The organism is Streptomyces sp. NPDC049687 (assembly GCF_044465285.1).
In the GTDB taxonomy this organism is placed as follows: domain Bacteria; phylum Actinomycetota; class Actinomycetes; order Streptomycetales; family Streptomycetaceae; genus Streptomyces.
On the sequence record NZ_JBITLN010000003.1, the window covers coordinates 48,770 to 63,692 of the forward strand.

A 14,923-nucleotide genomic window follows, 5' to 3' on the forward strand; every position below is an offset into this window, starting at 1 on the left:
GGATCGTTCCCCCTCCACTCAGCCGGCGTCGGCGGCGACGACGTCCAGCAGTTCCGCGGCCGACTCGGTCAGGTACATGTGGCCGCCGGACAGTTCGACGGTCCGGAAGTCGGCGCCGGCCACCTTCGCCCAGGCCGCCGCCTCGTCGCGGGAGACGAGCTCGTCGTGGCTGCCGCGCAGCACGGTCAGCGGGGCGGGCAGCGCCAGGTCGGTGGAGGGCGTGTAGCTCTCGTGCATCTCCACGTCGGCGCGGAGCGTCGGCAGGATCAGCTCGCGCATCTCCGGGTCGTCGAGCGCCTCGTGCGTGTACCCGGCGAACTCGTTGACCCGCGCCAGGAACGCGTCGTCGGGCAGGCCGGTGGCCCGGCGGGTGCGCTGTTCGGCGGGTTGCGGGGAGCCGCTGACGAAGAGGCGTACGAGTTCGAGGTCGCCCGGGGCCTCGGCCAGCCGGTGCGCCAGCTCGTAGGCGAGGACGGCGCCCAGGCTGTGCCCGAAGACGGCGATCCGGCGCGGCAGCTCCGGGTCGTCGGCGAGCGCGGTGCGCAGGTCGGCGAGGAGACCGTCGGTCGCCGTACGGGCGTCGGTGTACGGCTCCTGGTCGATACGGCGCTCACGGCCGGGGAGTTGCAGCGGCAGGATCGTCAGCCGGTCGCCGGCGACGCGCTGCCAGGGCCGGAAGAAGGAGGCGCCGGCGCCCGCGAAGGGCAGGCAGACCAGAGTCGTACGGGCGGTCATCGGGTGGCCCCTTCCGGGTCGTCGGCGGCGAGCCGGGCCGTGTAGCGCACCGGCAGCTTCTTCAGGCCCCGGCTGGTGGAGTTGTCGAAGACCCACTCCAGCTCGTCGTGCGGGACGGCGAGTTCGAGGCCGGACAGGCGGCGCAGCAGGGTCGGGAAGGCGACCGAGCCCTCGACGCGGGACAGGGGGGCGCCGACGCAGAAGTGGGCGCCGTGGCCGAAGGCGAAGTGCCGGTTGTTGGTGCGGGTGATGTCGAGGCGGTCGGGGTTCTCGAAGGCCTCGGGGTCACGGTTGGCGGAGTCCATGAGGATGTGGACGAAGCCCTCGCGGGGGATGGGGCAGCCGCCCAGTTCCATGTCCTCGGTGGCCACGCGCAGGGTGCCGCGGTAGACGGGCGGTTCGAAGCGCAGGAACTCCTCGACCGCCGACTCGACCAGCTCGGGCTTGGACCGGAGGAGTTCCATCTGGTCCGGGAAGGCGAACAGGGCCTGGAAGCCGTTGCCGATGAGGTTCGCGGTGGTCTTGTGACCGGCGATGATCAGCAGGACGAGGGTCGAGACGAGCTCGTCGTTGGTGAAGACGTCCTCCTCGTCGGCGGCCCGGAGGAGGATGGAGACCAGGTCCTCGCCGAGGCCCTCGGCGCGGCGCCGGTCCAGCAGTCCGATCAGGTACTGCTCGATGCTGTCACTGGCCACCTTGAGCTGACGGTTCGACTCCTCGTCGGCGAAGGGGGCGCCACTCAGCCAGTAGCCCCACGCGTGCAGGTCGGGGCGGTCCTCGATGGGCACGCCGAGGAACTCGCAGATGACCCGCATCGGCAGGGTGAACGCGAACTCCATCAGGTCGATCTCACCCGACTCGGGCAGGGCGTCGACGAGTTCGTCGGTGATCTCCTGGATGCGGGGCCGCAGCAGGGCCATCCGGCGCGGCACGAAGGCGCGGCTGACCAGACGGCGCAGCCGGGTGTGCTCGGGCGCGTCCGCGGTGATCATGTTGCGGATGAGGACCGGGCTGCTGTCCTTGAGGAGGTCGCGGAACCAGCCGGGCGCGTTGTCCACGGACTTGGACAGCCGCGGGTCGCCGAACGCCTTGAGGGCGGTCTCGTACTCGGAGACCACGTAGGCGTCCCCGCCCGGCGGGTAGTTGATCGGATGCACGGGGCAACCGGTGGCCCGCAGCCGGGCGTTGGCGGCGTGGGTGGCACCGGGTGCCGGGTCGGGGTCGGTGAAGAACTCCGGGGGCAGCCGGTCGCCGCTCCCCGTCGCGGCGGCCAGTGCCGCCACGGCGGGGTCGGTGGCGGGGTCGGGGGCGGAGGTCGGCCGGGTGGTGTCGGCGGGCATCACGTCTCCTTGGAGGTCGGGTCACCGGACGCGTCCGCCGTACTGGTGACGGCGTACTCCTCCGGCGGGGCGAGCTTGCGGATGCGGGGGCTGAGCGTGGGCAGCGCGGCCAGGCCCGAGACGATGCCCATGGCCGTGAACACCCAGGTGGGTCCGGCCAGGTCGAAGAGGGTGCCGACGCCGAACACCCCGAGCGGGGCGGCCACCATCGACATGAACATCACGGCACCGAGCACCCGGCCCTGGGTCTTGTCCGGCGCCATCGCGGCCAGATAGGCGAGGAACAGGGCGCTGGTGATCGGACCGCGCAGGAACACGCAGGCGACGATGATGCCGAGCGGGACCAGCCCGGAGACGGTGGCGAGCAGCACGGCGGCGACCGGCCCGATCCAGGCGGCGGTCAGGAACAGCACCGGTGGCGGCACCCGCTTGATGATCGGGCTCGCGAGGAGCGAGCCGACCACACCGCCGATGCCGGCGATCGACAGCAGCAGGCCGGTGAAGGTGGAGGAGGCGCCCCGGCTCTCGGCCGTGGCGATCAGCGCCAGGAAGACCCCGGTGTGGGTGAACGCCATGTTCGAGCCCATGATCCAGACGATCAGCAGCCGCAGCACCGGCTGCCGGGCCAGGAAGCGGAAGCCCTCGGCGGCGTGGCGCTTCTCGCCGGGCGCCGCGTTCTCCACCTTCAGCGGCTTGCGGATGAACAGCAGCAGCGCGGACGACGCGAGGAACGCGAGCGCCGATGTCAGGAACGGGAAGGCGCGCGCGACGGCGAACAGCGAACCGCCCGCCGGGGGCCCGCCCATCGTGGCCGCGAAGTAGCGGACCTGGTTCTGCGCGGTGGCCTGTGTCAGCTGCGAGGGCGGCACCAACTGCTTGATGACGGCGAGGCCGGTCGGGTTGGAGATGCCGAGGCAGGCGGCCGAGCCGACGGCGACGGCGAGGATGACGGCGGGGTGGGTGTGCCCGGTGGAGACGAGCAGCGCCAGCAGGCCGAGCAGGACGACCCGCACCATGTTGCAGGCGATCAGCAGCAGCCGCCGGTCGACCCGGTCGGCGAGGGTGCCGCCGGGAATCGACATCAGGCTCGCGGTGATGAGCTGAGCGGAGCCGACGGCACCGGCGTAGAACGCCGAGCCGCCCGTGGCGAGGATCAGCAGCGGGTATGCGACCTCGGCGGTCTCCTTGGCCAGCGCGGCGAACGCCTCACTGGTCCACAGCGCCTGGAAGTCGGCGTTGCGCAGGAGGGGTTTCTCCTCCAGCCCCGTCTCCGCCTCTTCCTGGGTGATCGCGTCAGCCATGGGCACTCCGTTTCTCGCCGACCAACCGGTCCGCTGCGTCCAACACGCCGAGGAGACGGGCCGCCAGCGGCCCCACGTGGGGCGGGGCGAGCATCGACCAGTGGTCGCCCGCGACCGGCTCCACCCGCAGTCCGCCGCCGTACAGCCCGTCCAGGCGCTCCCGCAGCCGCTCCGCGCCGGACGCCTTGAACAGGACCGCGCTACAGGGCAGCGGTCGTGGCCGGTAGCGCAGCAGCGCCGCCTGGCGGGCGGCGAACCGTCGCCGGAGCGCCGGGTCCCTGCGCAGCCGCCGGGCGAGCGGGCCGGCGCCGAGGACCGCCTCGGCCTGGTGGCGCAGTCCCGCGCGCAGGAAGTCCGGCGCGAACCCGACGGGCAGACCGGCCGTGTCCGGCACGAACCCGTCCAGGCACACGAGCACATCGACGCGCTCCCCGCGCCGGATCAGCAGCCGGGCCATCTCATGGGCGACGACGGCGCCGTAGGACCAGCCGCCGAGCGTGTAGGGGCCCTCGGGCTGCGCCCGCAGCAGGGTCGCGAGGCGGGCCGCGGCGACGGCGCCGACGGTGCGGGGCGTGCCCCGGGGGTCGTCGGTGTCCTCCAGGCCGAGCACCGGTCGGCTGCCGCCGGCGGCGGCGAGTCCGTCGGCGAGTTCCCGGTACGGCAGCGCGTTGCCGACGGCGTCGCTGACGAGGAACAGCGGGCGCTCCCCGGGCCGTCCCTCGGCGAGAGTGGCCACGCCCGGCACCGGCGCCGCCGTGGCACCCCCGCCGACGGCCGCCACGAGGTCCCCGAAGCGGGGCCGGCGGGAGAAGTCGGTGACGGACAGGGCGCGTCCGGTGCGTTCCCGGACCGCGGCCATCAGGGTGACGGCCATCAGGGACTCGCCGCCGAGGGCGAAGAAGTCGTCGTCGTCGCGGACGGCGCTCACGCCGAGCGTCCGGCACCAGACCTCTTCGAGAACGGCTCGGACACCGCCGCCCGGCACCGGGGCGGCGGGCGCACGCGCCGGCCGGCGCTCCCCGCGCGGGTCCTCGCCCTGGAACCGGTAGCCGGGCAGCGAGCAGCGCGGCGCCCCGGGCCCGGCGGGCTCCAGTACGTCCGCCACGGCGCGGTCGGCGCCCAGTTCCCACAGCGTGCCGAGCGCCGCCAGCAGGGCGTCCTGGGCGGATTCGGCCGGCCGCCCGGTCAGGCGTACGGCGGTGAAGGCGGCGGCGTCCCAGCCGGGGCTGCGGCGCAGTCCGCCGAGCATCGAGCTGCCGGGGCCGAGTTCGACGTACGTCGTGCAGCCCGAGGCGAGCAGGGTCTTCATGGCGTCGGCGAGCAGCACGGGGCTGCGCACCTGGGTGGCCCAGTAGTCGGGGCGGACCACCTGGGCCGGGTCGGCCCAGTCGCCGGTGGTGTTGGAGACGAGCGGCAGCCGGGGCGGGCGGGCGGGCACCGACGACAGGTGGGCACGCACCGCCTCGGCTGCCGGTTCCATGGCCTTCGAGTGGAAGGCGCGCCGGGTGTGCACCGGCGTGATGGGCAGGCCCGCGAGTGCGTCGCCCGCCAGAAGATCCGCCACGGCCCGTTCGGGTCCGGACAGGACGACGGCTCCCGGGCCCTCGACGGCGACGGTGACCTCGCTGCCGGCGGGGAGCCGGGCGGCGACCTCGCGGGCGTCGCCGGTGACGCTCACCATGCGGCCGGGCGCGGTGTCCCACATCGCCCGGGCCCGGCGGAACACCAGGTCGGCGGCGTCCTCGGGCGACCAGACGCCGGCGAGGGCGGCGGCCGCGTACTCGCCGACGCTGTTGCCGAGCAGGGCGGCGGGCCGGATGCCCCACTCCCGGAGCTGGCTGCCGAAGGCGTGTCCGAGGGCGAAGAGGGCGAGCTGCTGGTGGACGGTGTCGGCGAACCAGTCCCCGGCGGTGTCGCCCTCGTCGGCGACGACCGGCGTCAGGTCGATGCCGTGTGCGTCGTGCACATGCTTGCGCAGCGCGTCGAAGGCCGCCCGGAACCCGGGGAGGGCGCGATGGGCGGCGGCGCCCGCGGCATGGCGCAGGGTGCCCTGGCCCGGGAGGACGAACGCGACCTTGCCGAGCTTGCGCGGCTTGGCGGCGGCGTCCCGGGCGGCCTCGCGTCCGGCGATCCCGCGCAGCAGCCGCGCCGCCTGTTCGGCGTCGTGCGCCACGACGGTCGCCCGGTGCTTGTACACGCGGCGGGCGGCGAGGGTGCGGGAGACCTCGGGGAGGGAGGGCGTACCCCCGTCAAGGGCGCCGGCGAGTGCCTCGGCCATCTCGCCGAGGGCGTGCGGGGCGGCCGCCGAGACCAGCAGCGGCCGTGGTCCGGGGCGGTCCGGGAGCGGCGCGCGGCGGGGCGCGGACGCGAGGACCACGTGCGCGTTGGTGCCGCCCACGCCGAAGGAGCTGACGGCGGCGACCCGGGGCCCGTCGCCCCGCCGGGGTTCCCACGGCTCGCACCGCGTCACGATCCGGAACGGCGAGGTGTCCAGCTCCAGCAGCGGGTTCGGCCGGGTGTAGTGCGCGGTGGGCACGAGCCGGCCGTGCTCCAGCATCAGCGCGGTCTTGATCAGCCCGGCCACCCCGGAGGCGGCACCGGTGTGCCCGATGTTCCCCTTCACGGCGCCGAGCGCGCATCGTGCCCGGTCCGTCGCCGCGCTCCCGAAGACGTCGGCGAGGGCCTGCACCTCCACCGGGTCGCCGAGCCGGGTCGCGGTGCCGTGGGCCTCGACGTGGTCGATGTCCGCCGGGTCCACTCCGGCGACCGCCTGGGCGGCGCGGATCACCTCGCTCTGCCCGGTCGGGGAGGGCGCGGTGTACGCCATCTTGTCGGAGCCGTCGTTGTTGACGGCGCTTCCGGTGATCACGGCGGCGATCCGGTCACCGTCGCGCAGCGCGTCCGCGAGCCGCTTGAGCACCACCACCGCGACGCCCTCGCTGGGCACGGTGCCCGCCGCGTCCGCGTCGAAGGGCCGGCAGCGGCCGTCGGGCGAGAGGATGCCGCCCGGCTCGTACAGATAGCCCCACTCCCCGTCGGGCATCACGGTGACGCCCCCGGCGAGCGCGGCGTCGCATTCGCCGCCGACGAGGGCCCGGACGGCGAGATGCGTGGCCGTCAGCGAGGTGGAGCAGGCGGTCTGCACGGTGAGCGCGGGACCGCGCAGCCCCAGTTTGTAGGCGGCCCGGGTGGCGAGGAAGTCCTTCTCCCGGCCGATGTAGCGGGCGAGTTCCCCCAGCTCGGGGTCGATGTGGTCGCCGACCCGGTCGGCACCGGCGTACACGCCGATCCGGCCCCGGAAGCGGGTCGGGTCGAGTCCCGCGTCGTCGAACGCGGTGACCGCGGCCTCCAGGAACACCCGTTGCTGCGGGTCCGTCGCGGCGGCCTCGGCCCGGCTGTAGGAGAAGTACGCCCGGTCGAACCGTCGGGACCCGGCGATGACGCCCATGGCCGGGACGAAGTTCTCCCGGCGGACGTAGGACGGGTCGACGCCCTGGGCGATCAGCCGCTCCGGCTCGAAGCGGCTGATGCCGTCCGCGCCGGCCGTCAGCGCCGCCCAGTACTGGGCCACGTCGTCGGCTCCGGGCAGCCGGCAGGCCATGCCGACGACGGCCACGGCGCCGTCCCCGCGCTCCACCGCGCTCGGCACGGTCACACCCCCAGGTCGACGTAGAGATGGTCCAGACCGACGTACGAGAGATTGGGTCCCCAGACGGCGGCCTCGTCCGTGAGCCGGGCGTCCGGGAAGCGGGCGGCGAACCGGCGGAGCAGTACGGCGGCCTCCAGGCGGGCGAGGGGGGCGCCCACGCAGTAGTGCGGGCCGAAGCCGAAGACGAGGTGCTGCTCCGTCTCGGCGGTGACCGTCTCGGCGGTGACCGGGCAGGTGGCGGCGGCTTCGGTGGAGGCGGCATCGGCCGAGTCCTCCAGGAGGCCCTCCCCGGTGAGGCTGACGAGGACCAGATCCCCCTGCCGCATCCGCTCCCCGGCGAGTTCCTGGTCGTGGGCCACGACCCGCCCGAGGTGCCGCAGCGGCGGCCGGCGGCGCAGCACCCGCTCCACGAACTCCTCCACCGCGCCGGGCCGCTGCTCGCGCACCGCGTCCCACGCCGTCGGCTCGCCGAGCACGTCCATGACGGTGGACGCGAGCAGGGAGGACGTCGTCTCCAGGCCGCCGAAGAGGTTCATCGCCCAGGTGGCGGTGGTGCGCGCCCGGTCCTCGTCGGTCTCCTGCGGGAAGGCCTTGGGGGCGGTGGCCCGGGAGAGGGCCTCGGTCATCTCCACCATCGTGCGGTGGGCCTCAAGGGCGTAGTCCCGGCGGTACATCGCGCCGATGAACAGCGACAGGGTGCGCGCCCAGCGGTGCAGCACCTCGGGCGGTTCGGCGACGCCGACGACCTGGGCCATCACCTTGCCGGAGATCCCGTCGGCGACGGCCGGCACGACGTCGTGCGGCACGGTCGCGGCCAGCGCGTCCAGGCACTCGTCGGTGATCTCCTCGACACGCGGCGCGAGGGACCGTACGTACGACGCCGACATCACCCGCTGCACCGGGCGGCGCAGCGCCGTGTGCTCGGGGGCGTCGGCCTGGACGAACCACAGCCGCAGGAACGCGGTGAGCTCGTGGTACTCCTCGCGGGCGGCCTCGGTCATGTACAGCTGGAAGGAGCGCTCGAACGTCCCGGATGTGAAGCCGGGGTGGTTGAGGACCTGCCGGGCGAGCCGCGGATCGGCGACCACCCAGCATTCGAGGTCCTCGTCCCACGCGAGCGGGGGCGTACCGTTCACGCGCCGCCGGCCTCCTTCGCGACGAGCGCCCACAGGCCTGCCGGGGTCGGGGAGAGCAGGAAGTCGCGCAGCCGGACGGTCGCCCCGAGGTGTTCCTTGACCTTGCGCATGAGGCGTACGGCGCCGAGGGAGTTGCCGCCGACCATGAAGAAGTCGGTGTCGGCGTCGATGCCCGCGGTCCCGGAACCCGCCGAGGCTTCGGCGATCTCGGCGAACAGCTCGATGATCCGGGCGATCGCGGCGGCGTCGGGATCGGCCGCGTCCCGCTTCGCCCGCCCCGCCGGGACGGCGTCGGCCGCGAGGGCACGCCGGTCGACCTTGCCGTTGGCGGTGACGGGGATGCCGTCCACGATCGTCCACAGGGTGGGGACCATGTAGGCGGGCAGCTTCTGCTGGAGCAGGGACCGCAGGTCGGTGGCGGCGAGGGCGGCGCCCGGTGCCGGGACCACCGCGGCGACCAGCCGCTTCTCGGCGCTGTCCCCCTCGGTGACCAGCACGACGGCGTCCTGCACGGCGGGGTGGCCGGTCAGCACGTCGGCGATGGCGCTCAGCTCCACCCGGTAGCCACGCAGTTTGACCTGGTCGTCGGCGCGGCCGAGGAAGGACAGCCGGCTGCGGGAGTCGACCCGGACGACGTCGCCGGTGCGGTAGAGCCGCTCGGGCACGTCGGGTGAGAACGCGCCGAAGGAGCGGGCGGTCTCATCGGGGTTGCCGAGGTAGCCGTCGGCGAGGCCCGCGCCCGCCGCGTACAGCTCGCCGACCGCGCCGGGCGGCAGCAGCCTGCGGCGCGCGTCGAGGACGTACACGCGCGTGCCGGGGACGGGCCGGCCGATGGGCAGCGGGCCGTCGACCTCGTCGGGCGAGGAGACCGAGTGGGTGGTGGTGAAGGTGGTGTTCTCGGTGGGGCCGTAGCCGTTGGTGACGACGAGGCCGCGGTGGCGGGACAACACGCGCGCGGTGTGCTCGTGCGGGACGACGTCACCGCCGGTGAGCAGCTGTTTCAGGCCGCCGAGCGAGTCGGGCGCGAACTCCTCCACGAGCCGGAACAGGCCCGCGGTGAGCCAGGCCACGGTGATCTCGCGCTCGCGCAGGAAGGCGCCGAGCTCGGTGGGCGAGGCGAGGCCCGCCGGGTGCACCTCCAGGGTGGCCCCGGTCAGCAGCGCGCCCCACACCTCGAGGGTGGAGGCGTCGAAGGCCAGCGGCGACAGCCGCAGCATCCGCTCCCCCGGCCCCAGCCGCACGAAGCCGGCCTCGTGCACCAGCCGGATCACCGCCCGGTGCGGCACGGCGACCCCCTTGGGCTCGCCGGTGGAACCTGAGGTGAAGGCGACGTAGGCGAGACGGGCGGGGTCCTCGGGCACCGACTCCCCCGGGTCCACCGGGTCGGGCGCGGGCTCCCAGGCGGGTTCCCACACCGCCACCGGTTCGGTGCCCAGTGCGCGGAAGCGCGCCGCCGTCTCCCCGTCCACCGGTCCGACGAGCGCGGCCGTCGGCTGGGCGCGGGCCACGATCCTCGCCAGGTGGGCGTCCGTGGCGCTCTGTTCGACGCCCACGTAGGCGGCGCCCGCCCACGCCACCCCGAGCACGGCGACCGCCTCGGCGACCGAGCGCTCGACGCCGACCAGCACCCGGTCACCCGCGCGGACGCCGGTGGCGCGCAGCAGCCGTGCCTGTTCCCGGGCCGCGTCGGCCAGTTGGGCGTAGGTGAGCTGCGCGGAGTCGTCGCGTACGGCGACGGCGTCCGGGGTGCGGGCGGCGGCCGCGCGGAACAGCGCGTCGAGGGAGGTGTCGGGGAACTCGCGGCGGGTGTCGTTGAGTTCGGCGAGCCGGGCGTGGCCGTCGGCGGATATGCAGCGCACGTCCTCCAGGCGTGCCGCGTCCGCGGTGGCCAGTTCCTCGACGCCGGCCAGGAAGTCGGCGACGAAGGCGCGGGTCTCGGCCTCGGTCCACACGCCGGTGGCGTACTCGACGTGGCCCGCGTAGGCGGGGTCGGAGTGCCCGATGAGCAGGGTCAGGTCGAACTGCGAGCCGCCGCCGTGGCCCTCCTCGACGCGCAGGCGGGCGGTGCCCGCGTCGAGGGACTGCGGCACCAGCTGGTCGTGCATGCCGAAGCAGACCTGGACCAGCGGGTGGCAGCCGAGGCTGCGTTCGACGCCGAGCCGGGAGACCAGTTCCTCGAAGGGCAGGTCGCCGGCGTCGATGCTCCGCCCGAGCGAGGCGTGCACGGAGCGCAGGTAGGCGGCGGGGTCGGCCTCGTCGTCGATGTCGACGCGCACCGGTACCAGGTTGCCGGCGACGGCGATCAGCCGCTCCAGCTCATCGCTCTGCCGCCCGAGCAGCGGCACGCCGACGAGCAGGCTGCGGGTCCCGGTACGGCGGCCGAGGGCGAGGCCGAAGGCGCCGAGCAGGAAGGCGTAGGGGGTGACGCCGAGCGCGCGGGCCCGCTCGGTGACGGCGGCGGACAGGGTGGGCCCGAGGTCGAGGCCGGTGCGCTCGCCGGCGGCGTCCTGCAGGGCGGGGCGCTGCCGGTCGGCGGGGAGTTCCAGGGTGGTGGGCACCCCGTCGAGGTGGCTCTTCCAGAACTCGGCCTGGTCGTCCCACACGCCTCGCGCCCGCAGCGCTTCCTGACGGCCGCTCAACGCCCGTACGGGTACGGCGGTCGCGGCGTCGGGCTCGGGGCCGGTTCCGGTGAGCGCGGCGTGCCGGGCGAACAGCTCGCGCAGCAGCAGCCCGACCGCCCAGCCGTCGAGCACCATGTGGTGCGCGGCCAGGACGACGGCGTCACGGCCCGCAGGGTGCGAGAAGTGCAGGAGCCGCCAGGCGGGCGCGGCCGACAGGTCGAACGGACGCCGGCCCTGCTCGGCGCCCTCGCGGCGGACGAACGCCTCGAACTCCTCGACGGGCCCCTCGTACACGATCTCCGTCAGCTGCGGGGTGTGCGCGCCCAGTACCTCCCGTACGACGTCGTCCTCGCCGTCGCGCGAGCTCTCCCGGAAGACGGTGCGCAGGCCCTCGTGGCGGGCGGCGGTCTCGGTGAGCGCCTTGGCGAGGGCGCCGCGGTCGATCCGGCCGCCGTCCTCGGCGTAGGCGGTGAAGACGAGGTTGTACGGAGATCCGCCGGCCACCCGCTCGATGAGCCACATGCCGCGCTGGGCGGGCGAGAGGGCGGTGTCGTCGGTGGCGTCGCCGGAGCCGGCCCGTTCGGCCGCCCCGGACTCCTCGCCGTGGGCGACCCCGGGCACCGCTGCGGAGGTGTCCCCGTCGGCCGCCCCGGCCGCCTGTTCGACCCGCGCTCCGGCAAGGACCTCGGCGAGCGGTCGGCCGCCGAGCAGTTCGAGCACGGGGATGCGCAGGCCGAGCTGCTCCTGGACCTGGGCGGCCAGGCGCATGGCCCGCAGCGAGTCGCCGCCGAGGGAGAGGAACGTCTCCGTGGCGAAGCCGGCCGGGTCCACCCCGTCGCCGAGGACGGAGAGGGCCAGCGCTTCGCGGGTCGCCGTCATCAGACGGCCTCGGCGGGCTTCGCGAGGAGGTCGGCCTGGCCGCTGACGGTGGCGGAGCGGAACAGGTCGATGGTGCGCAGGGTCTGCCCGGAGGCCTGACTGAGGCGCTCCACCAGGACCACGAGGAGCAGCGAGTCGCCGCCGGACTCGAAGAAGCTGACGTCGTCGTCGATGTCGGTGTCGTCCTCGGCTCCCAGGACCTCGCGCCAGATGGACCGCACGAGTCCGAGCCGCTCCTCGGGGTCGTCCAGGTTGATCGTCCGGGCGGGCTGTTCCAGCACTGCTTCCTCCGGTGAGGTGGCAAGGTCCGCGGCACTGTGCCGCAGATCCGTCAGGAATGCGGACACGGCGGCGTGGTCGGTGACGTCCGTCGGGTAGTCGAGGGACAGCTCCAGCCGCCGGCCCTCGGCGGCGTCTGCGATCCGGACGAACGCCGCGAGGTCGTACTTGACGTAGAGCGGGTCGAGCGGACGCAGCCGGCCGGTGACGCCGGGGGCGAGCACGGGGGTGTGGGGTGCGTCGTCGAGGTTGAGCAGGACCGGGGTGAGGGGCGGCCAGATCCGGGTCCGGTCCGGGTTGAGCCGGGCGGCGAGCGCGTCCAGTGGCACGTCGGCGTCCATGAACGCCTCCATGGCGGCGATCCGGGCGTTGCCCAGCAGTTCCCGCCAGCTGGTGTCGGGCTCCAGGGAGATGCGCAGTACCACGGTGGTGATGAACATGCCGATGACGTCACCGGCGTCCGGATGGTCGCGGCCTGGCCAGGCGAAGGCGATGAGGAAGTCCCGCTGTCCGCTGCTCCGCGCCAGCGTGCCGGCGAGCAGGGCGACGCCCAGCATGAAGGTCGTACAGCCCTCCTCGGAGGCGACCGCCAGGGCCTTCGCGGTGCGTTCGGCGTCGAGCCGGGTGGTGACGGTGGCGCCGAGCCGGGCGGCCTCCAGGTCGTCTCCGGCGCCGCGTTCGAAGGGCAGGGGTACGTCGACGGGGGCGCCGCGCAGCCGTTCGACGACCTCGGCGACCTGGGCGGCCACCTCCTCGGGCGTGCGGTCGGCGACGACCGAGGCGGGGTGCGGCGGATCGCTCAGCTCGGGCCGGGTGCCGGCGAGCCGGGCCCGGTAGACGGTGAAGATCTCCTCCAGGAGCATCGTGCGCGACAGGCCGTCGACCACGATGTGGTGGGAGACCAGGACCAGCAGGGTGCGCCGGGCGTCGAGCCGGATGACGACGGCCCGGGCGGGTGCGTCCACGGCCAGGTCGAACGGGGTGCTGCACAGGTGCCGTACGAACGCGTCGACCTCGGGCTCGGAAAGGCCCTCCGCCTCCGCGTCGCGCAGTACGGCCGCGCCGGGTTCGCCGTCGGTGCTGTACTCGACCCGGCGGCGCTCGAGGTCGAAGCGGAAGCGTGCCCGTAAGGACGGGTGCCGGGCGATGGTCTGCCGGGCTGCCTCGACGAGCTGTGCGTGGTCGATCTCGCCGGTGAACTCGACGACGGACGGGACGAGTTGGGTGGGCCGCTGCAGTTCGTCACGGTCGAGGACCCACAGGCCCTGCTGCATCTTGGTGGCCGGGTACCAAACGGACAACACGCGAGATTCCCCCGAAACTCATGTGAGCAATGGAACCGCTTACTCGGCCCGCGAATACCGGTGGCAAAACGGGGGGCGAACAAACGGAAAGCAAAAAAAGGCGTTTCCGCCAAGGCAGGGCGACGCTCGCCGATCAATGGCTGAATTACCGTAGGCGGGCCCTGATGGACATGTCAAGGGTTTCCCTGTCGGGCGCGTCCGGGAGGTGTCGCACCCCTTCGGACCTGGCGATCGGCAACCTAGCGGCACCTTTTTGGCCAGATGGCCAAAAATCAATTCAAGCCTAAACGTGTCCAATTCATTGCGCTCACGCGAACAGCGCGAGCGGATGGTCGAATAATTAACCTTCAGCCGACACCAGTCGTGTACGTTGGCCCGCGGCATCCCCACCGGACGAAAGGACAACCCCCTTGAAAGTCCATGACGCCGCCCTACCCGACGCAGCGATTTCCGGATGCCCCGTGCACCAGGGGGCGACGGCCGACCTCGTCGACCCCTGGCTGTACAGCGGCGGCGACGCACACGCCGTATGGCGGCGGATGCGCGCCCAGGAGACCCTGACGCGCCAGGAGGTCGACGAGAAGCGCGGGTTCTGGAACATCGTCGGATTCGACGACGCCGAACGCGTCCTGCGCGACACCGCGACCTTCACCTCGGAGCGCGGCACCATGCTCGACCTCCTCGGCACCGACGACCCGGCCGGCGGCAAGCAGCTCGCCGTCACCGACCCGCCGCGCCACACCGAGATGCAGACGCGCCTGAAGAAGGCCCTCGCGGTGAAGGCCGTCGAGCGGCAGAAGGACATGATCAGACCCCTGGTCGTCGACCTGATCGCCCCGCTCGGCGACGGCGGCACGTTCGACTTCGCCGAGGCGATGCTGGCCATGCCGATGTCCGTGACCGGCACCATGATGGGTCTGCCCGAGGCGGACTGGCCCTGGCTCAGCCGGCTGACCACCATCTGCATCGCCGCCGACGACCCGGAGTACCAGGACCCCGGCGGCAAGGCGGCCACCCTGGAGCGGGCCCACCGCGACCTGTTCGCCTACTTCCAGGACCTGATGCGTTTCCGCCGCCGCAACCTCGGCGACGACCTGCTGAGCGTGCTGATCTCCACCGAGTTCGAGGGCCGCCACATGGACCCCGGCGAGATCGTCGCGAACTGCTACAGCCTGCTGCTCGGCGCCAACGTCACCACCCCGCACTCCCCCAACTACGTGATGGCGGAGTTCATCGACAAGGGCGTCCTGCAGGACTGGGCCGCGCACCCGGAGCTCAACACCTCGGCCACCGAGGAGGCGCTGCGCTGGGCCTCGCCCGTCAACCACTTCCTGCGCTACGCCACCCGTGATGTGGAGGTCAGGAACACCAAGGTCAGCGCGGGTGACGCGGTGGTCGTCTGGCTCGGCTCCGCCAATCGCGACGAGGCCGTGTTCCCCGACGCGGGGACCTTCGACATCCGCCGCAAGCCCAACAAGCACATCGCCTTCGGCATCGGCCCGCACTACTGCATCGGGCACAGCGTGGCCCGGGTCACCCTGCGCATCCTCTTCGAGGAACTCCTCACCCGCTTCGAGGACTTCCAGCCGGCCGGCAAGCCGGAACGCCTCGCCTCCAACTTCGTCTCCGGCTGGAAGCACGTGCCCGTCACCGCGCGTCCGCGCGGCCGCGCCGGGTGA

Annotated in this window: 8 protein-coding genes; 1 reads left to right on the forward strand and 7 read right to left on the reverse strand. The window is 73.5% G+C overall.

Going from position 1 to position 14,923, the window contains the following annotated elements:
- Nucleotides 1–18: 18 nt before the first annotated feature.
- The 7 genes from ACIBVL_RS10260 to ACIBVL_RS10290 are packed head-to-tail and all read right to left on the reverse strand — an operon-like array spanning nucleotide 19 to nucleotide 13,244.
- Nucleotides 19–735: a thioesterase II family protein gene (locus ACIBVL_RS10260; RefSeq protein ID WP_399095033.1), complete on the reverse strand. Its 717-nt coding sequence runs from the start codon at nucleotides 733–735 to the stop codon at nucleotides 19–21.
- A complete protein-coding gene (locus ACIBVL_RS10265; RefSeq protein ID WP_399095036.1) occupies nucleotides 732–2,075 on the reverse strand; it encodes a cytochrome P450 in 1,344 nt (447 codons plus the stop codon). Before ACIBVL_RS10265 ends, ACIBVL_RS10260 begins: the two co-directional genes overlap by 4 nt.
- Nucleotides 2,075–3,376, reverse strand: coding sequence for an MFS transporter (locus ACIBVL_RS10270; RefSeq protein WP_399095039.1), 1,302 nt, complete (start codon nucleotides 3,374–3,376; stop codon nucleotides 2,075–2,077). Before ACIBVL_RS10270 ends, ACIBVL_RS10265 begins: the two co-directional genes overlap by 1 nt.
- On the reverse strand, nucleotides 3,369–7,031 hold the full coding sequence (locus ACIBVL_RS10275) for a type I polyketide synthase (protein ID WP_399095042.1): 3,663 nt from the start codon (nucleotides 7,029–7,031) through the stop codon (nucleotides 3,369–3,371). The genes ACIBVL_RS10270 and ACIBVL_RS10275 overlap by 8 nt, the downstream gene beginning before the upstream one ends.
- Complete coding sequence (locus tag ACIBVL_RS10280) at nucleotides 7,028–8,161, reverse strand: cytochrome P450 (protein WP_399095045.1); 1,134 nt, start codon at nucleotides 8,159–8,161, stop codon at nucleotides 7,028–7,030. The genes ACIBVL_RS10275 and ACIBVL_RS10280 overlap by 4 nt, the downstream gene beginning before the upstream one ends.
- Nucleotides 8,158–11,661, reverse strand: coding sequence for an amino acid adenylation domain-containing protein (locus ACIBVL_RS10285; RefSeq protein WP_399095048.1), 3,504 nt, complete (start codon nucleotides 11,659–11,661; stop codon nucleotides 8,158–8,160). The genes ACIBVL_RS10280 and ACIBVL_RS10285 overlap by 4 nt, the downstream gene beginning before the upstream one ends.
- Nucleotides 11,661–13,244, reverse strand: a complete 1,584-nt coding sequence (locus ACIBVL_RS10290) for a condensation domain-containing protein (RefSeq protein ID WP_399095051.1) — start codon at nucleotides 13,242–13,244, stop codon at nucleotides 11,661–11,663. The genes ACIBVL_RS10285 and ACIBVL_RS10290 overlap by 1 nt, the downstream gene beginning before the upstream one ends.
- 461 nt (nucleotides 13,245–13,705) lie before the next feature.
- Between ACIBVL_RS10290 and ACIBVL_RS10295 the strand changes: the two genes are divergently transcribed.
- Nucleotides 13,706–14,923: a cytochrome P450 gene (locus tag ACIBVL_RS10295; RefSeq protein WP_399095054.1), complete on the forward strand. Its 1,218-nt coding sequence runs from the start codon at nucleotides 13,706–13,708 to the stop codon at nucleotides 14,921–14,923.